Consider the following 24,553-nt stretch of genomic DNA (forward strand, 5'->3'; position numbering starts at 1 on the left):
TTCAGTAAATTGATTTTAAGGTTGTAAAAATAAAAATGTCCGTTTATCTTTAACGCATTCTATAACCAATTTGCATACATATGCATAGTAAAATATGGTTGGCCGCACAGGAGACGTTAATGGGAAAGCTGGCTGATATAAAATGAAAAATTAAACGATAACGATATGATGGTTAGATGCGTGTTACTATACCTCGCACTTTTTTCCAGTGCTTATGCCCAAGGGCAAGAAAACACCATTACGATGATTCCCTATCCTGATAAAGTTCGGGTTGAAAAGGGAAGTTTTAGACTTGCGGGTACGGTGACCTATGCTGTAGAAGGCGAAGCCAAGAATGAAACTGCGCACCTGGTTTCTCTGTTGGAAAAGTTGGAACTGAATGTAAAAAGCGGATCGGCTTCCGCATCAGACCTTCTTTTGAAAATTAATAGCACGTTATGTAAAAACCCAGAAGCCTATTCCTTGAATATTAATAACCAGGGCATAGTTATCGAGGCCGGAGCAAATCCAGGCCTCTTCTATGGTATCCAAACCCTAAGTCAACTGATTGCCAATACAACTAAAGATGGCAACGAATTAAACCTTCCCTTTGTCTCAATTGAAGATTCACCACGATTTACATGGAGAGCGATGGTGTTAGATGAGGCGCGTACATTCCACGGTAAGGACGTCGTCAAACAATTGATTGACGAATTGGCTGCTTTAAAAATAAATCGACTCCAATGGCATTTAACAGACGACCAAGGTTGGCGGATCCAGATTATGAAATATCCGGAGCTCGTCCACATCAATTCGCCGCTTACCTTATCCGATGACATAAGCTTGTCGGCTAATGCCCAATTGAAAAAGGGCTACTATACACAAGCGGAAGTCAGAGAAATTGTACAATATGCTAGCGAACGCTATATAACCATCATTCCTGAAATCGAAATGCCCGGCCATGCCAGCGCTGCCATCGCCACCTATCCCTATTTAGGTGTTACTAAGGAGAAGGCGTCAATACCCGTTCATGAAAAGCCAGTCAAAGTAACTAGCATTTATCCGGATATTTTTGACGTGACTGACACACGGACAATTACTTTCTTACACGATGTATTGGACGAAGTGGCTAGCTTGTTTAATGCTGAAGTTATTCATATCGGTGGTGATGAAGTCAATTTTTCTCAATGGAAGGAATCAAGCGCGGTGCTTTCGTTTATGAAAGAGAAAAATCTAGCTTCACCGGCTGCTTTACAACTGTGGTTTACCAATAAAATGTCCAACTATCTTTTAAATAAAGGCATTAGAATGATGGGCTGGAATGATATTATGGGGCAAAACCTTCATCATTATGAAAACACCTCAACCAATGACTTTAAACTAAATGACGAGCTGGCCAAGAGTACCATCGTGCATTTTTGGAAAGGAGATCCAGCGCTTATCGCGGAAACGGCCAAGAAAGGGCACGATATTGTGAATGCGCATCACTTATTTACTTACCTGGATTATACATACGAGGCCATCCCTCTTGAAAAAGCGTATGAATTTGAACCAGTTCCGTCGGATTTGCCATTAAAAGATCAGTCCAAAATCATTGGATTGAGTTGTCAAATGTGGGGCGGAAGCGTGTGTACAATAGAATCCATCGAAAAACTGCATCGGCAAATCTTTCCTAGGATTGCCGCATATGCTGAGGTCGGATGGACAAAGCCCATGCATAAAGATTTCGCTAGATTTGGTTCCGCCCTAGCGCTGTTAAAGCAAGGCTGGGACGAAAGAAATATCAGCTATCAAGAATATTAAGGTATGAAATACGAGCTGACCTAATCGACAACGAATTGCCCGATCATAAATATGTATATTTTCATCTATTGACTTGGCACGACCGGCCAAGGCGACCAACAAGGAAAGCATGCGCGACCGGATCCGACATGATCCGTATCGCGCAGCAGCCCTTCGCTGTTAGGCGATTTGATACGCCACGTACAGCACAATATCCAGCAGTTTGTCCGTGTCAAACGCCGCTACCGGTCCTGTCGGCGGTGGCGTCGGCGCGAGGTCACCAGATGCTTTCACTTTAACCACATGGTCTTTGATGACGCCGGCGTTCAGCAAATTACCAAGGTCTTTTGCATACAGGTTCCCTAAAGCGGCATCCCGCGTAAATCCAGTTTGATCGACACCATTGAGGCTGATGCTGACACCATTTACCGTTTGCCCTTCGGGCGTCACCAGAATCAACTTGGATTTAGTCACCTTGAGCGGCTTCCCATTCAGGAACAAGGGGAAGTGCTTTTGCGCGATTTGCAACAGCACCTCTGTATCGGTCGGTTGCACAGTGAGCCGGTGAAAATCCGTCGAAAACTCTTGCCTGAGGCTGATCGACCGCGACATCGGATTGTCCTTGAGGATTTGGGTCAACGTACCTTCTATGGTATCGTTTTGTTCCTCTACCTTATCCCGGAAAAGCTCATCGTATTCTGCCGTATAGTTGATATGGATAATGACATCGTTGATGGTCTGGTAATCAAACTGTCTGAATGATTTTGGCAGGTCAAGTTTCCATGAGCTGATGGCTCCGGCGCCTTCAAATGGCATGTACCTGTCGTCCCTGAAATTAAGCTGAAACACACCGGCATCTTGCTGTGCCGTACTGGTAGCAATCACGGTCGTACGCGATTTTGGCACATCTTTCAACTCCGCATTGCCCAGTTTAGCCTCCATCCGTACCAGACTTGAAGTCAACGAGAGCGTCGCCCCGACATTGGTGTATGGTCCGGTGATACATGGGATGGTCAGCCGTACCGATTGTATTTTCCTTCTATACTGGCCGGGGTAAAACAGGTCAAAGTACACTTCCGGAATACTGAACGCACAGGTACCGGTTTGTTTAAGTGTTAACAGCGCGGCTGGGTCAAGCTGCGTAAGCGAAAAAGCCTGGTCGATTTCATTTTTACGGTAATTGGTTTCCAAGTACCTGCGTTCCATGGCGTGCAGCGCCATCAGCAGCTGTTCTCCGGCCAGCAAGCCACCTTTCGTCGATTCAAAATAAGAACCATCGATAAAGAAGGTGTTGTCGTCACGCTCATACCGGTAAGCCTGCTCGGCCAAGCGAGCAATCGCCAACGCATTGTTGTAGGCTTCTTTATACACCCGTTGCATGGTCGTAGACAGCCAGGTGTGCAGCCCCAGGTTGGAGAATTTCTCTCCATAGAAATCCAGCACTTCCTGGTTTTGTTCGATTTGCTTCTGGTGGTTTTGCCGCGCTTCAATTAGGATATCCCTTTTTATTTCGGCGGCAACCAGATTTTTTTCCGTTTGGGTCTTTTCGTACACCAGCAGCTTTTTCTGGTGGTTCCACCCTGCCGACCTGCGGTCGAATCCGGCCTCAAGCCCAGATGACGCTGCCAGCTTATCCGCAAAAAGGGCTGTACTCCGTATCCCCTCCGCAAATCCTTTCACACTCTCGCTCAGCTCTTGCCCGCCATACTTCATGGCAAATGGCGAACCGATCTGTGGAATGAGGCCAAATACCCCATTCAGGTTCCATAGCGGAATAGCAATGCCATTGATGATAGACGAGGTATGGACACCCACTTGTTGCGCGATTTCCCATCCGCTCGTCCGTTCCGCAATCAGCCCTTCGTAATACCCAATTTGATAGTTCAACGCCTCCAGCCGGTCGTTCAATACCTTGATGCCTTCTTCGGCCGTCTTGATCTCGAGTTCGCGGCTTTTTGCCGATAGCTCCAGTATGTTCTGCTGTTGTGTGGCACGAAGCAGCGACAGCTCCTCCCCGTCTCGGCGCTCCATGGCGCCTAGCAAGGATGATCCAAAACCCTGCACCACGGAGGTGAATGCTTTTGCCCGTTCTAAAATATAGGTAAAGCGATAGGGCGGCAGATTACCTGCTGTTGCCTGAAGTATATCGTCTAACGAGAGCCCAGCTGCTTTTGCACGAACCAATAACCGGGGATCGATTTCAGGTGCAAACAGCGCCAGTTGCCGCCGCTGCCCGAGTATGTTCATACAATTGCGGATTTTGAAAAGACGGTCGTCCACGCGGTCGTAGTAAGCCAGCAAATCTTTGTTTCCGGGAACGCAGAACACCGGCGACACGTGACGTATGATGCTGAAACCAAATGACGGGATCCGGAATTTACCTTTTACGTAGATGGATTCCTTTTTCCAATCCAGCGTTCTGCCCACACCTTTGGCGAAAGCGCCTGTAAACGCATCGTCTACCGGCTTCACGGTCACCTCCGGCAGCAGTTTCTCCCGCAGCCCCTGCAGGTCCTTGTATTCGCTGGCCGACACATCGTATGACATGGTCTTCAGCGAAGCCGATTTCGAATCAGCATACCGGGCAAGGACCTTATGCGTGGCCGATGCGAATGCGGCCTTCGTTTTCGTCGCTTTTGCGCCAACGGCAATTGATTTGGCCGGTGTCCGCACAATCGTATAGCTCTCCAGTTCGGCTAAAAACTCACTGCCCTTATTCAGTAGCGGTTGGATGGTGGCGTAGTTTTTCGGTGAAACTTTCCCCTCACCGCAGTCGCCGATCTGGGCCGGCCGGTCGCCCAGGATTTCCTTCGCCATAACATACAGGAGCGTCGCTTCATTGACCGATTCCATGGTGTCTTGGGTAAACAGTTGGTCGCCCCAATCCAACAGGTTATCGATGTATTTCATCACGATACTCTTCTGGTAAGCACTCATACGGAGGCGGGCAATGGCGTGCGGGTTGAACGGATCCTTCTTATACGCTTCGATCGCTGCTTTGTCATTGAGCTGATCCCGGAACGTCTGCACGTCTATTTCCCTGAATTCCAAGTACTGCCAGTTCCTATCGAGCTCCATTTTACGCTTTAGCGCTGCCGTTGCACCCGCAGGGTACGTCACCACCTCGGTAGACCCGGGATTAAAAATATAGTGATACCATTTCTGCGCATCCGCATACTTGCCCTGGCTGTTCAGGTGGTTGGCCAGCAAGAAGGGGATGTGCATGAAAATCTCCCGATAATAAGTCCCATAAGCACCCTTCCAGTCTATCTTATTGCTGATCACTTTATTGACCACGCCCGAGCCGCTCGGCAGGCTTATCGGCGCACTCAGCTCTTTCAAGGCTTTCTGCGTGGCAATATCGAGGGCCGTATCCACGCCGCTTGTAAACAACGTCCGCGTCAATGTTTCGCTCAGCGTGGTACCTATGCGTTTTAAGATGAAGCCATTTCCTTCGGCGGGCGTGCCCTGCAGAAGCAACAGATCACCATTCGCATCAATGATCGCGTCGCTGAATGCACCGTTTACGATCTGTATCTGGCTCCCGCTCCGAAGGGTTGCAACCGCATTCTGGCGGATGTTGTCAAACGAGTAATTTAGCGTATCCTGCCGCCAAAGCCGGTTAAGCAGCGTGTCTGACTTGGTCGTATTGGTGATCAAGCTGCCATACGCATACGTGTCAAACACTTGCGTGCCGGGAGCCGATGCCCGGTACAGCGAATTGCCCGACCGGGTGATGAGCTTAGCGGTTTTGTTTTTTACAAAATACCACGATTCCCTGACCGGATCGTTTGTGAAATCGCTCATCTGGGCACCATTATTCTGCACATTGAGGTTGTAGAAGTCGATGGCAGCCCGCATCTGGAAGCCTGCCCCGGTCAATATCAACCGGCCCGTCGAATCTACGTACGGATAGACCTGATCCCATAAAAAACCCTTCAATGTATATTCGTCCACGGGCTCGTAGTGTGGCGACAACGCGTACCGGGGCGTTTTCAGTTTGCGCACGGCATCGTTTAAGTCGGACCAGTCAAAGAACGGAAACGACCGAAGCGCGTCGTGCAGCGACCCCGTGAAGTCATCTACTTCATAGCGGTCGGCCAACGGGTCTTGGATCACCCCGTTTCCTTCAAACGGGTAGCAATCCCTCAAATCAAGCTTCTGTGGTGGGGTCCATGTTCCATCCAGTTTGAGTGTCGTAAACTCAATGGATACCTTGTGGCTGTAGCCGGTAAAGATCGACCGGTTGTTATCAAATACCGTATTGCCCAAGGTCGTTATCCGTGTCCAGAATACGTGTAGCCTGCCGTTGTAAGTGATCGGTGCCACTTTCCGCACGGGTATCTGCACATTGATTTTCTGCCAGGGTTCCCACACCACGCCGCGGTCATCCCGTTGTTCAGCGTAGTAGAGGTTTTCCACCCGCCGGTAGTAATATACGGGCGGTTCATCGGCTGTTACGCCGAATAAATGCAGCACGTCCGTAGCCGACCCACCATCTTTTTCATGGTATGAGCCCGCTATCTTTACATGTGCCACTTCGTCAAACCCACGTAGGTAACGGCCATAGGCATCCAATACGTTATCGGCATTGATCTCCTTTTGCAAGAGGTCCGACTCGAGTTCCTTGAACAGTGGCGTTTTATCATCCCGCAGGTCCGGCTCGATATAATTTTCCGGATAGAGAAATACTTTACGATTAGCCTCCCACACCCGGTAATTTCTGCGCCATTCCCACTCATCGGCGGGAATATCGTTGGGCCGCACATGGATCCGGCCCGACGTACCGGGTTCCTGGGCATCCTGCTCCAGGTTCAATAAGATGCGGTGGATGTAAAGTTGCAGACTCATGGTCGCGGCCACCAGCCGGGATGTCCTCGAACAACCTTCCAGTTCGGTGTCGATCAGGAAATAATGGTACAGATCGTTCGTATCCTCAAACTGCGGAAAACCCGAATGGATGAGGTAAGTGGTAAGGGCCGACCTTTTCTTTCCGCGGAGTGCATCCTGGTAGTCTTCCAATTTCCCCTTCCGCTCCGCTTCATCGGGATATTTGCTGCGAAAAGCGGCAAGGATCTCTAACATGGCTTCATTTAATGTGTCGTAATCGGTCGCTACAATTTTCGCCAGCGTGCCGCCGCCAATACCGATGTAGCCGCATACCGCCGTACAGTCGCGGTAGAACGCCAGTGCAGCAATCGCATCGGTAAAGCCCCCTGCGAGGGGATGGATGCCGGTGAGCAGTTCTTCCTTCGTTGCCAGCAGGTGGGCTAACAGGTCTTGGTCGGCATCCTGGAATTGGTTGGCTGCCGAGAAGTCAAGGAGTAAGGTATTCAGATCGGCTGTATTGCTACTGCCATCTTCCTCCACTTTTATAAAGGATGCATACGAATGGATACGACGTATGCTTTGGAGCGTCAGTGATTCCATATCCGTTATGCCAAACAACGCCGGATTAGCAGCGATGAATGATATGGCATCGGCTGTGAACTTCTTCTTGCCCTTGAATAACACGCTTAACGGGAGCAGGCTGTCGATCAGCCCTTTCAATGCCACGGAAGGGTCGGTATTGTTTTGCAGTTCAAGGGTCAACGCATCATTGTCAAGGTCATATCCTATCACCGCTACGATTGCCCGCACGGTGGGCTCAGCGAGGCTTAGCCTGCCCGACAGGTGGAATGGGATCAAGTGTGCCGCATGGTACGGGAGCAGTACGTTTCTCAAGTCCGGCTCCGCAACGGCAATCCCCGCCGGTACCGTAATGGCGTCAGCCGGGTTGAAATCCGCTTTCAGACGGTAGCTCGTCCCGTCTGGCGACCGTTCTATGATTGTCGTATTGCTGTTGATGATTTCCCTCGACTGCGCTTCGGTGACGCCATCCACATAGGCGAAAACCGTATCGGCAAAAACCAATTGATTTGCTTCGGTTAGCTGTTGAAGGATTTCCTTCGCGGTATCCGCTGACGACAAATAGCTGGCGGCATCCACTACGTTTCCGGTTTTCAGGATGAAATGCAGATCATCCAGTGAGTATCCGGAGGTTTTCCACCACTGGTGCAGTGCCAGCAGGTTATCCACCTGGTCGGCATGCTCCAGGTACCCCGCTGTAAACACAGATGAAAGTGCCATCAGCCCAAACAGATCGTTCACGGTGAGTTTCAACCGTTCGGCGAGTATGCTGTGGCGGTATAGCAACGACAAGTTCGCTGCTGTAAGCAGAAAACCCCGCTCACTTTCTGTAGTAGCATCCAGGGCGGTTATGCCCAACGGCACGGCCAGGTGCCGGATCAATGTCAGCACCTCGTCGTCCGAGCGGTTCAAGGCCACTGATAGCCTGAACGCGGAGAACACCGCATCCGTGGATGACTGGTCTATGGCCAGCGCGGGGTGAATGAGCTTGATGGAAGGTTTCGGATACGTGCCATCTTCCGCTACCACATCGAGGTGGTTAAACAAACGGTCGAAGTATGGAGCAGGCAGGAGGTGGATGATTCCCGCGAGTTCGTCAACCGTGAGGCCCAATTCTGCTTTTATACGCAGCCATTGCCCCAGCGCCGTGATTACATCGGGCGTTAAGTCGGTTCCCACCCCCATGTCCTTGGCCATCCCGATCAGCCCATCCAACTCAGCGATGGTGACGCCGGTCTTCCGCCATAGCCGGATGAAGCGGTGCAGGCGGTCCAGACTGGCATAGGTGAGGTTCTTTACCCTTTCGATATCGTTCTGTATACTATCGGCGTTTTTCTTTTCGCTTTGGATCACGATGTTATCGGTACCATTGTCCGTCACGTAACCGATTTTCAAGATTACGCCCAGCTCTTTCCGGTTCAACCCGGTCGGCTTCAACAGATCCTGCGCATTGAAAGGCGATATTTTCCCACCGGAAAGGGTAAAATTCAAGCCGTATACACGCTTGATAAATTCGGGGGTTGCGTCGGCCGAAGTAATCAGTTGATACACCTTATCTGAAAGATTGAACCGAGCTTGTGCAATTTCCGATTGCGGCCGTTGCACGAGGCGGCCAATATCTTCCCTGGTTTTTTCAAAATGGCCCAGATAGGTTTGTACGGCTTCCAGCGGCAAATGGAAGGGCTGCTTGAAGGCATACACCCCATTTTTCCATGCACCCGGTTTCTCCAGCGCCATTTCATTTTTATAGACCCACGTTTCTACGGCCGCCCGGTCATTCAGGTTACCGGTGTATCCTTTCTTCTGCGCAATGTATGCTTCGAGTATCTCATTGATGATGTCCAGGTAGGGAACCAATGCCGTGGTATTTTCACAACTCAATTCGAGCGTCCATAAATCGGGTCGCCGGGTTTTGATATTGAGCACGTGGCTCGCATTTGTTCCGGTAAAGTGCTTGGTAATCACATAACGGTCTACAAACTGCATCAGATCGACGAAATAGGCAGCTGGCGAGTAGATGGACTGGCAGTCGCTGCAATCGCAGAACGCCAGTTCACCGAACAAGTCCTGGTAGCCCGGAATGTCCCGCAGGTAATCTTTGATGGATGTGCCCAGGTTGCCAACTTTGGTCCAGTCGAAGCTACCCGTGAGCATATCCAGGATGGAGCCCATTACGCCCGTTGTACGGATAATGGCCATATGGGCCTGCTCATAATACCGGGTAGCCACGGCCCTGTCGAGTTTGGTTGTTTTGACAAAATCGTCCAGCGTTACGGCTGTTATATGAAAAGCCGCATGGTAACCCGCCGCCATGATTTTCTGGGTATCGGCCACATCTTGGGTAAAGGAATAGATACGTTGCTGGGCTTTCACATTGCTGAGCACCATCGTTTTTTCGGCAGCAGAAAACCCATTCAGATTGAGGAGTTTCAAATCTTCGCTATCGTGTTTGTACTCCAGTGAAAGGAAGTGCACGTCCTCATTTTGTTTTTGGAATCGTTCAATGAGCCCCACCCGATCGGTAATAACCTTGCCCTTGTCGGCTGGTTTGATTGCGTTGTCGTTCAACACGGCGCCCAGTTGCAAGCCGGGATTGGTTTTCACGAGGACGTCTATTTCTTCATACTGCTTCTTTAGGGTGTCGACCTGTTTGGTGGTCAACCCCGTCGTATCCAGTTCATCAAAGGCATGCACACCGAATAGGGTCGCATTTTTCTTAGCAAGTGGCTCAAGGCCCTTGATATTTTTCTGCAGCTCGTCGGGAACAACGCGGGCCGTATCATGGAGCAGTGATGCCTCGGGGTAGAGATGCGCTATTTTTTTGGTTAGGAATTCGGCATAGTCATCGGAGGTGACCCCCTCGCCCAGGTCTGTTTTGGACGCTTCCAACCACGTCTTCCATTCGGCCTTATCTATCTTCACCAAATCAGACAAGGCCGTCGGTTTGGCCTGTTTATCTATTTCCGCTGCCAGCGCGAAGCTGCCATCCACAAGCTGGTACAAGCCTGCGGCCAATTCCAGCTTATCCCCTTCCGCCCGCGTAATGGTTTTTGCGCTCACCAGGCTTTCAATCTGTTCGTTTTCGAGGTTATCCAGCCGGATTTCACTACTGAATAGCTTTTCCGTTTTGGCATCAGCAATGCCGGTTATGGCATTCAGCCGGTATAATTTGGCTTTCTGCAGGTCTTGCTGAAACAACGGGTTGAGGAACACGGGCACGTCTGCCAGCAACACGTTATCGATGTTGCCCAGATTGGGCATCCCGGAGACGGCAGTTTCCAGTTCCTTCCTTTTCGCGGCCGGTAACTTGTCTGTTAATACCGCTTTAGACAACGCCGATTTCACGTCCAGCACACCTAATTTCGCCGCTGAAAATTCCACGCGCTTCAATCCGGCCTTTATTTCGGCCGGCGCGTCTTTCAGCTTTTCTTCCACATTATTTTTTAGCTTAAGGCTTGCCGCCTCGCTTAATTTACCGAATAAGGCCTTATGCTGTTTTTGGATAGCACCCGGCGTAAGGGTGGCCAGTTGTTCCAGTTGGAGAAGCTCTTGCTTGTTCATGATTGTTTTATTAATTTCTTTAAACTTATTTTTTTACCAAATCGCTCCGATTAAGCCGGCTATCCCACCAACGGCAAGTATGCCCCATCCAACCGGGTTTGACACTAATCCAAAGGCAACCAGTCCACCGCCTACAACCGCCCCTACACCCAAACCGGTTGCTGTTCCAGCCGCGATTCCAGCCCCTCTTCCGTACTCCGGTGTAACCCGCGACTCCACATAATCACCTGCGTAGTTTGCAACCATTGCCGTGCCTGTGAGGGCCACAGCGGGTCCCGAAGCCGTATTGGTAAGCACCATGGTACCCAGGCCGACACCCGCCGCATCGCCAACCAAGACACCATATTCGCCCTGTTCAAAATGAACAGCGGCCGAATAACCCGAGAGAACCACCATGCCGACACCTCCGCCCACCCTAACTGCGCCACTGCCGAAACTCATTAACCTTGAAGCACCCGTTGCACCAAAATACCCACCTCCCAAGTCGGCAGCACCAAGCAGGTATGCCGACCCGCCAACGAATTCCGTCGCTCCAGCCGTCATTCCGATTGTTCTTACGTAAGGATTTTCAATATCGCTAGAAACCACGATGGTAAGTATACCTGACACTTTTGCAAACTGGCCCATTAGTCCCCCGGCCAATTGAATCCTTGGGATTTCCCTCGACATCTGCACTGTCCCTTCGGGGTTCGGGTGCGCAGGGGTTCTCGAGGGTTCTAGGCCGTTCGAGGTGACAGGTGTCATTGACGTACCAGCCCGGATCGCCAAGGAATCGGAGGTCGGATGCCAGATATCGTCAAAATGAGCCTGGTTGAAGCGCGAACTCCTCCAATTCAAATCGGGATTGTACCGCGCATCATACGGTTGCCCCGTAACCGGATCTACCCCTGAAGAATAGCCCAACCTTCTGGCCGTGGCTTCCGCGACATCTTCCAAAACCGTATCTTCCATAATATATCCCGGTCGCCGTGCCGCATCGGCCAATCCGCCACCGGGCTCATTAGACCAAAGATTATAAGGACCCTGAAGGGGCTCTCCGGGCGTAAATTGTCTGGGAATACCAGCCCGTTGCCTAGCGATTTGGTTTACAGATCCCGCCGTGGGGCGTGCGCTTTCCTGTACGACTGTTCTTGCGGGTTCGGCTACATTTATCGGGGCCGTTCGCTCTTCCGGTTCCCCGGGTGCCGTTTCCGGTGCCGCAACTTCTGGTGTTGCGGGCGGTGGTGTCTCTTCCCTTTCAGCTTCAGGTGCTACAGTATCCGGAGCGGGCTCCGGCGATCTTTCCGCTGTAGGCCGAGCGGGCCTCGGGGATGAACGCCTGGTTGGCGCAGGCCTGCTGGGCGCTACCGGTTCTTCTTCAACAATGATCAGCGGTGTAGTTCGGGGTCGAATTCCATAACTGCCGTATTCGATGTTATAAATCGCCTCCAAATCAGTCCGTTCATATTGATTCGTGTCTACACTGGCGCCTATGATTTCGCCAAACTCATCCCGGATAACCCCTAATCTGACATCCGTTTGGAATACACCCGATAAACTAGGTTCGAGCACGGACCCTGAAAAAAATTCGGTGATGCCTCCATATTCGTTGGCTTCTTGACCCGTTGCCGACAGATTAACCCGCGCAAAAACCTGGCGTATAAGTTCGTTGTGGTCGGTACTCTGCAATCCGTTCGGGTCCACCACGTTTACGGGGTTATTATGCACGTAGAGATATAAGTTTTCCGAATCTTCGGGGCCGATAGGATCGGGATTAATCCAGCCGCCCATCCAGTGGGCATAATATCGGTAGCCGAAATAATACAGGCCGGTAACGTCGTCCCGTTCCTTGCCGGAGTAGCGGTACGCTTTCAAGTCGATGTCTCGCTTGTTTCTGCCGGCTATAAAGGACGTGCCACCGTAGGGGAAATATTCTTCATAGGTAATCACATCGCCGTTTTCATCCAGTTCCAATGCGGAAGAACCGAGATGGTTTGCCAGCTGGTAATGGATTTTCTTTTGGGTTACATCGTCGGTTTCCCGTGCCTGGGTGTCTTTTTCCCATGCATGCATGCGTGCAATGGTATGGTCACCAACGGCGATGGTTGACGTAAAGCGTTTCAGTATTTCTGTTCCGCCACGGACCATGCGTTTTATTTCACAACCATCGAGGTATATTTTCTCTGTAAGTTCAACCGTGCCGTTGGCCACATCAACCACGCGCTGGCTGATTTTGCGCACCCGCATACCGTCACCGCCATACACATAATATTCTTCGTCGTTAGGCTTGCCTTGGGCGGATCGGTCTATAATGACCGCTTTGGCTATGTTATTTCTATAATTCCATTCCAAGCTCCGCAAGTGGGGCATGTGTGTGCAGTTGCCAGCGGCGTCAAAGCGGCTCTCGGGATTGGAAACGGAAACGCCATTCAAATCGAGCAACGGCAGTGACCGGTTTGAACTGGCAGAAGTCCAGATTTGCCTGGTCCAGTTCTGGGATACCCCGGTATGTTTTATCGATTTAATATTACCGGCCTCGTCATAAGCGTACATGCGGGTATACCGTTCAACGGCCGCCCCGTTGTTGAGCGTAATATGCCGGGTTCCCTTCCCCCAATCGGCCGGAACGCCTGCTTGGCCGCTTCGGTCGGCGTAGTCGTTCTGCAACAATCCCTGGTGTACCCTGCCAGTAGCCGAAATGAGTTGGTACAAGGCGTCGTATTCAAATTCGGAATGGGCCGATACGTTCAGCCCCTCCATTACGCGCGGGCTTGCGGCCGCAGCCTGCTGGGCCTCATCCACCAAGTGGACGAGGTTGCCCATCGGGTCGTAGGTGTAATGGATATCCTGGTAGGTACGTGGCGTTGCGCCCGTTCTGCTGGCTCGTAACCGCTTCATCCGGAACGTTTCCGTATCGTAGGTATAGGCAATTCCCACATCGTTTCCAAGCAGCACCTGCTGCCTCATGCCTTTGGCATCGTAGCTGGCACTTTTGAGTATTTCCACGTTGCTCAGTACACCGTCTACGGTAGACAGGTGTATTTTCTGGAGCGTGCCGCCTTGATTAAACACATACCTTCTCGTCGTCTGATCGGGCAATTGCTGTTCAATTGGGCGGCCCAAGCCGTCGTACTCGTACCTGGAGGTAAACACATCGGTCGATAGGCCAACAGCCGCCGGATTTACCCAATCCGGCTCACTGGTAAACTGGCTGAGCAACCTGCGCTCGGTATGCAATGGCAGCATTCCGGGAGCCGCTAGCTTCAACTCCTGCACCCCCGCCTGGTCGTAGTGGATCACCAGGCACCCCCTAAGATTCTTCCGTTTTGCCTGGGCAACCGGGCTGTCTTCCCCGTAGACAAATCGCTCCGTGGTGTGGTTGAGACCCAGCGCACCGTCCACACGCACCTGCGTTACGCGATCCAGCGCATCGTAGCGGGTACGTTGGTGTACACCGCGGCCGTCCCAAAGGTGGATGGTTTGGTCGTTATTATTATGGAAACTCCACCGTTCACCGGCATCCATACTGCTTTCGTAAATCACACGCCCCAGCATGTCCCTCTTGTACACAAAAGCTTCTAATCCACGGGCATCCGTAATTTGTGTGGGGTTTCCCTTGATGTCAAATATGGTTTCAATCGCCCTCACCGTACCGTCGTTGTTGGTTGCTGTGCGTACGATGTCCCTGCCCAACGGATCGAATTGTATAGTGGCAGGTGTTTCCTTATGCGCGAGGCTTTTATCCAGTGCCATTCGCTCGGGCGTGCCTACGGGCTGTACTTCCTTGAACACTTTGTACATAGACCTTTCGATCGTGTCATTCTGATCGAAAGATTTCACTTCCCAAGGTGTAAACAACGTTTCTGAGAACGTGGCATCGGGGAAGTCGGTTCGGTACATCCTCCCTACCGCATCGTAATATTGATGTATGGATACGCCATAGCTTTCCAACAGGGTATCGTCTTCAAACACGTGCGTACCCGAGTGAAATGGCTCAAACTGCCGTACAGGCAGTTGTTTGTTGTTGTAAACCACATGGCCACCCACCAACCAGCGGTCTGTGGCGTGTGCCAACAGGGGTTCACCGCCCGCATCGGTATCAACGGTACCGTCCGGTTTCCGTTCAATCGCAGGCCCCGGTTCCACTTTTCGCTTATTTTGTATGATACGGCCAAAACCGTCCTGGTAATCCAAGTCGATTTGTATAATGGGTGTGAGGTTTACATTGCCTTTGCCGTCATGCAATAAGTTTTCATTTGTAAGGCGTATGCTCCGCAACGGAATGCTATGCAGATCGTAGTATAGGAATGTGGACGTGTTTTGCAAATACAATTCCGGATGGGCAATGATGTGGTCAAACGATTCATCACTGCGCGGGCTATAGTCACTAATCGCTGCATGGCCATACCGCTCGTCCGTCCCGTTGTAAAGAACCGTACCCTGGTAAGTTGCCACGACTGGAACACCTAATGCATCATACAAAACCTCAGATACATTATCGTTTGCATCGGTGAGGCGGCAGGGTTCAATGAGGTTGTAATCCATCGCCCCTTTGGTTTCATTCCCCAGCGGGTCTGTGGTTTCAACAATGGCCAAGAAATAGCTATCGTACTGATAGGTTGTGAAAATTCCCGGCTGTTTTTCTACTTTGTCAACAGAATAAAATCCGGATTGATCATTGAAATGGTTTATTGCCGTGCGTTGCCACCAGTACCCGTCTTTTTGAATGTAATTGCCTTCATCCGCCTGGGATAACATCGCAGGAGTCACTTTTCCACTGAATGCGTCGTCGATTAATCCATCATCAAAACAAGCGATTTCGTCGTGATGGGCCAGTGCCACGTCACCTGTTTGCCCAAGCGGCAAAACCGCCGTCTGTGCATCGTTCCAGAAGTAAGTCCTGCTCCACCCGATCTGCCGGGCCGTGGCACCCAAAACGGCAGCATCACCCCATTTCAATAGCTCGTGGGGGTTTCGTGCGATAGGATTCACTTCATAGCTTTTCGATTCGTATAGGATTCCCGTTCGATACGCGTCGGGGGTATTTATTTTCAGGAATTGACGGAGGTCTACGGTAATGTAGTCCTTTGCTTGCAGCTGGTGTATGCCGGGTGCAGTGTTTCTCCGTGCATAGGCAACGCTCATTTGCTTTGTCATATTCCCGAATTCGTCAACTTCCAATGACAGGTGATGGGTTACCTTGGGATCGTCGGGAGCGCGGTCGTACGTTATTTCCAGTACTTCGGTCCGGTAGGTATAGCAACTACCATGGTGCTTTGCGGCAGTCGGTTGGATGGTTCGAATCGCATAGTTCGTTTGGGTAACGGTATATGGATGCTCTTCCAATTCGCCGTCCGGCTTTACGCCGTATACTTCTTGCCGCATCAACTTACCAGCCAGGCTGCTGTACCCCTTGATGAAGTCATTTTCCGATTGTGCGCCATTGTGTTCAAAAAACGGCGGCGGCAACGACGGTTGGTTACCGTCTTTACGGTAGTATTGGTATGTTTTCCTCGCATCCCAGCCAAACAAGCCCGGGTGCAGCCATGTTTTGGTGCATGATGGCTGTGTGTAATCGGTATTATGGACGGATACATCGGTCTCCTGGGTCTCCACATCGTATTGTTCCACGCGGCCAAAACAAACGAAATGCCGTTCGTTGCCATTGTAATGTCCATCGTAATAATGGTAAGTGGTGGCTATCCGGCTATTGGCAATAGTATCGATGATGATCCGCTGATTCGCCACCGTAAAATGAGACGGGATTTTGGATATCCAGGGCTTACCCTTCCGTTGCGATTCGAGGTAATGTGCGCCTGAAAACCCGTAGTTGATCTGCGTAAGGCATCCCATGCCGTTGTCCAGCTGCATCATTAACCGCGGCTTTTCCCCACCGGTCAATTTAAGGTACTGCATGGCTGAACCAGCAGCATAGCATAACGAGTTTGACCAGACGAGGCACGGCGTACCATCGCCGAGCAAATCCAAAATCTGTGCACTGCTCAGCAAATCGATATAAGGTAACCCGGTTATCCGCCCCCCTTCAACAAAGCCATTCCCCGATGCGTTGTACCAATACCTGATCTCACCGCGTCCCAGGTAGATCAAGTCGGCAGTACCGCTACCATCCAGGTCGAAAAAACGTATTCTACTCGCGTCAAACCCGCTGTCAAAATCGATTACGGGCGCGTCTTCCATCAAAACCGACTTACCGAAGCGTCCATTGCCCAGGTTAGGGAAATATTCCGCCCGTCCGTTCTTAATCCGTACTTGATCCGGAAGGCCGTCGCCCGTCATGTCTGCCATGAAATAATCCAATGGCAGGTTATTTCCCAATGTAGGTGCATAGGCAGCCCCATTGGAAAGCGGTTTTGCAAATTCAAATGGCTTACCAAACCCTTCTTTCCCATCAAACGGATAGCAAGTGAGTTTATCTTCGGTTTCAACGATAAGGTCTGCAAATCCATCCGCATTTACATCCATGAACTTGGCGTTGCTCACCTGTGGAATATTCCTGAAGGGCGTAAAGCCTGTCCACGCTTCTTTGTGGGTATCATATTCGTAATAGCCTGCGGTTCTGCCCTGCAGGGTAAACAGATTCAGGTTACCGTCTTGGTCGAAGTCGCCCAGGGCGTAGGTTCCCATGCGTTGCGATGGTTTAGCGATGACGGTTTCTTGCTTATCAAAAAATCCATTGCCCCTATTCCGCTTGTAGTACCAATTGTTGGCCGTTTCGGTCAAAATGCCGGGCAGCCCCTCTCCAAACAGGTCAGCAAACCGCGTTTCCGTACCATTAAATCCCTGCGGCACGTTGCTATTGCTTTCCACCGCACACGGGCTGAACGATGTCTCCGGTTTGGGTGCTGTATAGGTGAATCGGAGGGGCGGAAGTGCTTTTTCCGTATATGTACCCTGCGTCAGGTCGCGCTTCACCCCCATGAATGCCAGTTGTTGTATGGTCGTGCCCAGCGGGCTTTCGTTGTAGTCTATCTCAAAAACACCGGTGAGGGAAGGCTTTGCGGATAATTCGGGAATGTTGTGATAACTCAATATACGCCTGCATAGCCGATATGTGCGGATTTCAAATCCGGGATGGTACATCGAAAAGGGATCGCGCCGGATTGCCCATTTCTGTGCAGGTGCGGTGGTCTCATAAGGCCGCGGGGCATATTCACCGTAATCAAATACCACCTCAAAAAGCCACTTGTTGGCCGGGGGGGCCGGCTTACCCGGCAGCAGCGGAATGGAGTTGCCATAAACAATCCGCTCGGGATATTTTTGGACGAAACCGGCTACACTTCCCTTTTTCACCCGATGGTATTCCGATGGCATTTGCGCATCGACGTTATCTGCATTTTCGCCCTTGTATTTGTACCACACGGCATTGCCGCGGTTATCGTACTGTTCTTCCAGCAGCCACCTAAAAACCTGTTCGTCTTTTTCGGGGTTGGTTATCCTTCCATACTGCACACCGTATACCGAAACGACACCATCACCCGCTACCGTACGCCAGTGTATGGCATGGTTATCTTTTTTGACCCATTTTTCAAACCGTGTAAACCCTTCCTCCACTGTTTGGCGATAGTCATAAATCCAGTATTCGGGTGTTTCTGCTGTTTTTTGTATCCATTCGGTGCCCGCCTGTATCAATGCCGGAACCAGTGAAGTGCCGCCACCGAAGGCATAGCTGTCTGTCCCATCGTATTTCGGAAGTCCTTTTTTGGTATCAATCGCGATGAAGGGAATACCCGAAAGCGACCAACCGATCCCGAATGCGGAATTCCGGGACGAGGAGCTATAAGCTAAGCCCAGGCTTGGGCCGAAATCAGCTCTTCCCGTGGGTAATGGAATCTCCACGCTTCCGGTTACCCCACCGTTCGCCGGGTTCACATCAAGTTGATGTTTCAGCTGGAGGTCCTGGATATTTATCTTTTTGAAATCCATAATCTATCATGGGTTTATTGCAAAGGCTAAATTGAGCATTGTCAGACGAGCAACCAATACCTAAATTGGTGTATTTTACTTACACACTGACCGTTACCGGGGAGGCTACCTTATTGCATGAGGGTATGCGTAGCGCACAAAAAAACCCGTCTCGTTTAAAACAAGACGGGTCCGCGGCAGATTTCATACTTCCAAGGGCAAGCAATACCGCTGGAGGAGGCAACAATGCGTCACTTAAACACCCGCTGCCCTCGCTGGGTGATTTCCCGCTTACGCATGTGTTCAAAATGGATGGACTTCCCCAAAAAGTCATCGTCTGCGTCGTTGTCCGCCAATGTAACCGCGTCGCAACCATCCAGATAAATACCGACCGGGCGGTAAAACGGCTCATAGTCAAACGTCCGTAACAGGCGGTTCTTTGCAAATACCAACCCCGAAACCGATCGTGCATACAAGATGGCGTGGTCGTAGTGCCTGAAAGTATTTTCCATGATCCGGATGTTCCGGTGAAAGGCCGGGAAATCCGACCGATCCGGCCGGATAGACGGCGTTATTGTGATGACGCCTTCTCCCCACCCCCACGGGCTGTCGATGATGTTGTTTCCAGACGTATAGCAGTTTTCGAATACGTTATTGGAGATCAGCACGTCGCGTACCCCGCCCGCTTCGTACCAAAGGTCGGTGTCGCCCTCAATAAGAATGGCTGCACCGGCGGTATTGAAGTAATTATGCTCGATCACCACTTTTCCAGCCGTGGTCACCAGTATCCCACGCGCCCGGTGCCGCTTCAGCACCCGGCAATTACGGATGAAGACATCAGGGTTACGATCGGCGTTTTCGAGTAGGTCGCCTGCCGATACCGCGCCCCGGTGGGGTCGGTCGAAGGTTACCCGGTACCCCACCACCTTTCCGGCATGCCACACGGTTTCCTGTCCGACCACCCGTATCGAATCCTTTGGCTGCATGGTTAACGTGTCGATTACCCATGCTATTTCCCCCTCGTCAAAACCAATGTAGCGTGCGTTCGGTTTCACCATGACCGACCGATCGTCGGTCACCGAATCGACGGGTGCATACATCCCGTGCACATTGGTAAAGTCATCGCCGGCACCGGTCATGGTCACGCCGTCCATCGCTATCGTCCCTTTGCAGCCGTTAAAATGCGTGGCATCAGCAATCACACTGAACACCCTTCCTTTCGCTTCATTGGCTATGATTTGCACGTTTTTAAGGAAGATGTCGGTGCTCCGATAACCGCTCACCCCACAACTCAATGTGTGATAGATGGTTACATCGGCTATCTCAACACGCTCACTATTGATTACCAGGATACCATCGGTAATATAAGCGCCATGGTAAAGTGCTACAAAGGTACCCACTTCGGGTTTAACCTTTGGCCTGAAATGGAACCGCACCAAATCGCCATCCAACTTGCTCACGGAGGCGCCGGGGAGATCGCCCAACGGGTTATCCCGCGTTTGGTAAACGATTTCCTTCCTATCTTTGTCGTAAAGGTTGTTGTAATTTTTGGTGATCGGACTCCGCCAGCCTTCCCCCAGGAAAAAAATCGAGTCGCCTACGATCTCATACGGATAGGCCCGGCTATCGATCGACATATCCACGTAGTCGTCTGCAATCGATACGATCTGTCCCTGCGAGATGAAGGGCCGATCCCAGTCGATACTGAACCCCTCCAGCCGGATATCGGTTGCGTGGTCGATCCGGAACGGCATCATCCGGCCGTGGAAGACAAAGGCGGTGCCCGCACCCGTTACCGTCACGTTTTTCATTCCGGTCAGATCGAATGCTACCGAGGGGGCAAACAAAGCTTCATCGCGGTGGTGGGGCCAAAAGTCATAACGCCCCGCCGGGAAGACCAAATGGACGGGGTGGTCGCGGTGCGTCCGTAACCATTTACGGATCAAGGGTTCCACATTCAATCGTGTATTGGGCATCAGGCCGCTATCCGCTACGCGAATTACGACCGGTGCCATTTCCGAAGCCACCGCGGTCTTCCCCAAGCCGAACATCAGGCCAGCGGTAATCAAGCAAAAAATACCCAAGCTTTTCATTCTTTTGTAAAGGTTATGGTATACCGGAGACCTGTGCGCTGGCCACTTGCCGCATCGATTCCCGCGGTATACAGTTCAACTTGTTTTCCCGTCCGATGGGCATTGCCATCCTCGCTATCTACCTGCCAATTGTAAAATGATGTGATATCAGGAAAGGTGAAATCCCGTTCGGTCCAGTTCTGCCGTTCCATATCAGTAGCAAAACTGATGAATGAACGCCCTGATGGCGCGTTGCCGATGCAAACGAAGCGGTCGAGATAGGTATTGTAGACCACATTCGCTATATTTACGTAAGGGATGACGATGGTCTCCTTGCCCCCTATACCCGGTTGATCCCATCTGCCCGCGTAGAATTTTTTCCACTTTCCGGGTGCCAACCGGTCGTTCAGCGCACAACGGGCCACCGAGATATCCTGTTGGGTGCGGTTGAGCGTAGTCAACGAATAGTATCCCCGTTTGTAATAGATGTATGCATAACCGTCGCCCGGCACGAAAAAGCTGATGTCGCCCACACCGTAATATTGGCTATTGGCGGGTGGTGGCGATGACTTATCCTGCGTCACGACATCGCCCTCGTAGGTCCAGGTGCTTCCTTGGTCATGCGATACAGCCAATCCCAGCCGGCGCTCTTTAGCTTCCGAATCCCATCCGTTCATGTAGTTGTATTCGCTATAAGCAATCGAGTAAAAAATACCGGTAGCCTCATCCACCCACAATCCCATCAGCCAATAGTAGCACCATTCGTTGCCCTCGGTCCGTAGGTATGGAAAGTTAGCAGCCATCCGGGGTTGGGGCAACTCCGAGAGGTCGCCCAGGCCACTGCCCTTATACAGTGCCCACCCGTTCCACCGATCGTCATCAGCGTTGTTCCAGGGTGTGCCCGCATTACCGAGCATGTACAAATCCCCTTGGTAACGAGCAATACCCGGCAGCTGGTCGAGCGTGTACGGCTGGGCAGCGGGCTGGCTCACCTGCCAGCCCACCCGCAATTCCTTTTCATGGTCAACAGCAGGGCTCTCCGTCGGCTTTCCGCACGAGAAAAGGCCTAACGCCAGCAGGAGCAGAACGTATCTATTCATATCCCCTCCGTGCTAAAAGGCGCCAAGCTCGGCTACCGACGTTACTGATCCTACCCCGTGTATCCCCGTAACGATAAATTTGAAATAACGGGCATCCACCGGTGCATCGAATGCCAAACGTATCCAGTTGCCTGCCGCCACTCCGTCGGGATTCGGAATATCGGTAAACGTTTTGGCCGGTTCCCAGCTTGTCCCGTCCGCCGATACTTCCACCGTCACGTCCCGGGGCTGCCCGTTCGTATACTCGTCCCAGAACGTTCGGTTCATAAACGAAACGCCGTGCAATGTCTGCGATGCTTTCATGTCAATGACGATGTGATGGGGCAATGGCAGTTCGCCACCCATCCATTTGCTCACCCAAAAGGTATAGAAATTGCCGTCGAGCACCGAATTGGCGTGCCCTTCGGCCCCTCCTTCCCACGGATCGTGGGAGGAGTACGACGCCACTTCCCAGCCCGAGCGATCGAGGTCTTCGTGGTACACCGGCGGCGCGGGGGCCACCGTCACCACGACATACAACGTATGGATATCTTCGGCATACCGGCCAACCTGCCCGGACACGTCAGCTATCCGGATGGGCAGCAGATAGGCCGCATCGTTTTCGAGGTGCTGCGGGTCGATCACCAACTTGCCCACTGCCGAATTGACCTTCCCGGCGGGAATGTCCAGTTCTGTGTCCAGGAGCGCCAATGCTTCCGATGGCAATAGCGGGTAGTCAGTCCGGTTTGCAGCGTTATAGGCCGCTACTGCCTCTTCGGCCACTTCGAAGCGTACCGTTATAGTACTGGCGGGCACGTCGAATCCGCCTACTGCCGCCCCGAAGGCCACCGTATCGGGTTCCGTGTCGCCCGTCGTGAAACCAACGGCGAGCGTACCCCTTGCCGCCTGTGGGATATAGAGCATTTGGTAGCTGTCCCTGTCTTCAATGGTTACTTGTTTATCGCACGCGGTCATTACCTGTGCAACGCAGGCCATTAGCATGATGGCCCATTTTGTGATATCTTTCATCTTGTTATCCTTCTCATTACGTAAATCAAAAGACTACCAACCCGGATTCTGTATCAGCACGCCGCCGCTTTTTTCGACCTCCAGCTGCGGAATGGGGAATAAATAGTGCTTGGTCCGATCAAATACACGGTTGCCCCATACCGGGTAGGTGATGTCACCGGCGGCCGATACGTTGATGCGACGTACGGCATGGTTATCCACCACTTCCGCGATCTGCCACCGTCTTACATCAAAAAAACGGTGGTTTTCCATGGCCAGTTCAATCTTGCGCTCATGCCGGATCCGGTCGCGCATGCTTTCCTTACTCAGCCCGGCCGGCAGATTGGGCAAACCTGCCCGTCTGCGCAATACATTCACGGCATCGTAAACGGCGTCATCGGGTGCACCCAGCCGCTCATTGCGGGCCTCCGCGTAGTTCAGGTACAGCTCGGAGAGGCGGAACAAAACGAACCGGCGCTCCGCCATGCCCGTTCCGGTATAGAGGTTATGGTCTTCCAGGGTATATTTCCGCCAAAAGTAGTTCACCCGGGGCTTGTCGGTCGAATAGTCCATTCCACCGGGTGCCACATTCACCGGGCGCCCCTTCCACATTGCGCCATGGTAGAGCACCGTTTGGTAGAACCGGTCGTCGCGGTTTTCAAACGGGCGCTGCGGATCGTAGCCTGAAGCCGGATTGATAGTCTGCGTTCCATCGGATGCGTACCCCAGCACGGGCAATTCGCCGGCTTTGGTTTCATAGGCATCCACAAAGTCCTGGAGGGGTCCTTCGCCGTACCATCCCCCCTGGCCCAGTGAGCTGGCCCAAAAATCCCAATAGCTGCCATTACCTTCAAAGGGGCCAAAACTAGACCAGAGCGTTTCGGGGTTGCGCATTTCCAAAAAAATGCGCTCATACGCCTTTCTTCCACCATTGTCGGTCAGCGAGAGGGCATATCCGTTCGCCTCGGCATCCTGGATGGCTTCCCATGCCGCGTCTTCGGCCCGTTCCCAGCGGGTCGCATCGCCCGCCGGATTGGAAAGCGGGCTCGCAAAATACAACAGCAAACGCGCCCGGATCGCCTCTACGGCAACCGAAGTTATGCGTCCGAAGTCCGAGTCGGGATGGCTTGGCGGCAAGAGGCCTTCCGTGGCGCGCAAATCGGCGTCGATCTGGTCCACGAGCTCAGGTAGGGGCTTACGTGGCAGGTACACGTTTTCACTACCTCCCGGCAACAACGGGTCGGTCAATACCGGTACCTCACCCCACATCGTATACAGCAAGAAATAATAGTATGCCCGTAATGCATACGCTTCCCCCAGCAGTCGTTGTTTACGCACGCTGGCCGACTGCCCCGAGACTTCTTCCGGAATCCGGTCGTAGTTTTTCAAGAAGATGTTGATCCGCCGGATCGACTGGTAATACGCCGGCCACGCCCAGAATAACGGAAAAGATACGGAGTTCCAGTTCCCGTTATTGAAATCCATCGTCGACAGCGCATGCCCCCACATCTGGGCAGATTCGTCGGTTGCCGAGCCCAAGTTGAAATAACTCGATCCGCTATTCGTGGTGCGATATACCAGTTGAGGCACTTCCCGGTACGCATTGTTTAAGAAGGCTTCGGCATTATTCAGATTGGAGAACACTTTTTCCTCGTCTATGATGTCGCTGGGCGACCGCTCCAAATAGTCCTGTTCACATCCGGCAAACAGCAGCACGCATAGCACCGATACGCCGGATAGGTATTGATATATTGTCTTCAT

General features: G+C 51.9%; 7 protein-coding genes. 1 reads left to right on the forward strand and 6 read right to left on the reverse strand.

Going from position 1 to position 24,553, the window contains the following annotated elements:
- The first annotated feature begins 165 nt into the window (after nucleotides 1-165).
- Complete coding sequence (locus VNQ80_RS17235; protein ID WP_325640949.1) at nucleotides 166-1,782, forward strand: beta-N-acetylhexosaminidase; 1,617 nt, start codon at nucleotides 166-168, stop codon at nucleotides 1,780-1,782.
- Between the two features lie 159 nt (nucleotides 1,783-1,941).
- On the opposite strand, the gene VNQ80_RS17240 is transcribed toward VNQ80_RS17235, so the two are convergent.
- The 6 genes from VNQ80_RS17240 to VNQ80_RS17265 all read right to left on the reverse strand — a co-directional run bounded on the left by VNQ80_RS17240 (nucleotide 1,942) and on the right by VNQ80_RS17265 (nucleotide 24,553).
- Nucleotides 1,942-10,731 carry a neuraminidase-like domain-containing protein gene (locus VNQ80_RS17240; protein ID WP_325640951.1) on the reverse strand — a complete coding sequence of 2,930 codons (8,790 nt, stop codon included), beginning with the start codon at nucleotides 10,729-10,731 and terminating at the stop codon, nucleotides 1,942-1,944.
- A 33-nt stretch (nucleotides 10,732-10,764) separates the two neighbouring features.
- Nucleotides 10,765-18,654, reverse strand: a complete 7,890-nt coding sequence (locus tag VNQ80_RS17245; protein WP_325640953.1) for a SpvB/TcaC N-terminal domain-containing protein — start codon at nucleotides 18,652-18,654, stop codon at nucleotides 10,765-10,767.
- A 230-nt stretch (nucleotides 18,655-18,884) separates the two neighbouring features.
- Complete coding sequence (locus tag VNQ80_RS17250; protein ID WP_325640955.1) at nucleotides 18,885-20,726, reverse strand: right-handed parallel beta-helix repeat-containing protein; 1,842 nt, start codon at nucleotides 20,724-20,726, stop codon at nucleotides 18,885-18,887.
- Complete coding sequence (locus tag VNQ80_RS17255; RefSeq protein ID WP_325640957.1) at nucleotides 20,723-21,805, reverse strand: hypothetical protein; 1,083 nt, start codon at nucleotides 21,803-21,805, stop codon at nucleotides 20,723-20,725. The genes VNQ80_RS17250 and VNQ80_RS17255 overlap by 4 nt, the downstream gene beginning before the upstream one ends.
- 12 nt (nucleotides 21,806-21,817) lie before the next feature.
- Nucleotides 21,818-22,813 (reverse strand): BT_3987 domain-containing protein, encoded by a 996-nt coding sequence (locus tag VNQ80_RS17260; RefSeq protein ID WP_325640959.1) that lies wholly within the window; start codon nucleotides 22,811-22,813, stop codon nucleotides 21,818-21,820.
- Between the two features lie 33 nt (nucleotides 22,814-22,846).
- Complete coding sequence (locus tag VNQ80_RS17265) at nucleotides 22,847-24,553, reverse strand: RagB/SusD family nutrient uptake outer membrane protein (RefSeq protein ID WP_325640961.1); 1,707 nt, start codon at nucleotides 24,551-24,553, stop codon at nucleotides 22,847-22,849.

Origin of the sequence: Parapedobacter sp., from assembly GCF_035556095.1 — a bacterium.
GTDB lineage: Bacteria > Bacteroidota > Bacteroidia > Sphingobacteriales > Sphingobacteriaceae > Parapedobacter.

Coding starts and splice junctions, on each gene's coding strand:
- VNQ80_RS17265 (WP_325640961.1), bottom strand. CDS start 24,553: ATGAAGACAATATATCAATACCTATCCGGCGTATCGGTGCTATGCGTG.
- VNQ80_RS17255 (WP_325640957.1), bottom strand. CDS start 21,805: ATGAATAGATACGTTCTGCTCCTGCTGGCGTTAGGCCTTTTCTCGTGC.
- VNQ80_RS17240 (WP_325640951.1), bottom strand. CDS start 10,731: ATGAACAAGCAAGAGCTTCTCCAACTGGAACAACTGGCCACCCTTACG.
- VNQ80_RS17250 (WP_325640955.1), bottom strand. CDS start 20,726: ATGAAAAGCTTGGGTATTTTTTGCTTGATTACCGCTGGCCTGATGTTC.
- VNQ80_RS17245 (WP_325640953.1), bottom strand. CDS start 18,654: ATGGATTTCAAAAAGATAAATATCCAGGACCTCCAGCTGAAACATCAA.
- VNQ80_RS17260 (WP_325640959.1), bottom strand. CDS start 22,813: ATGAAAGATATCACAAAATGGGCCATCATGCTAATGGCCTGCGTTGCA.
- VNQ80_RS17235 (WP_325640949.1), top strand. CDS start 166: ATGATGGTTAGATGCGTGTTACTATACCTCGCACTTTTTTCCAGTGCT.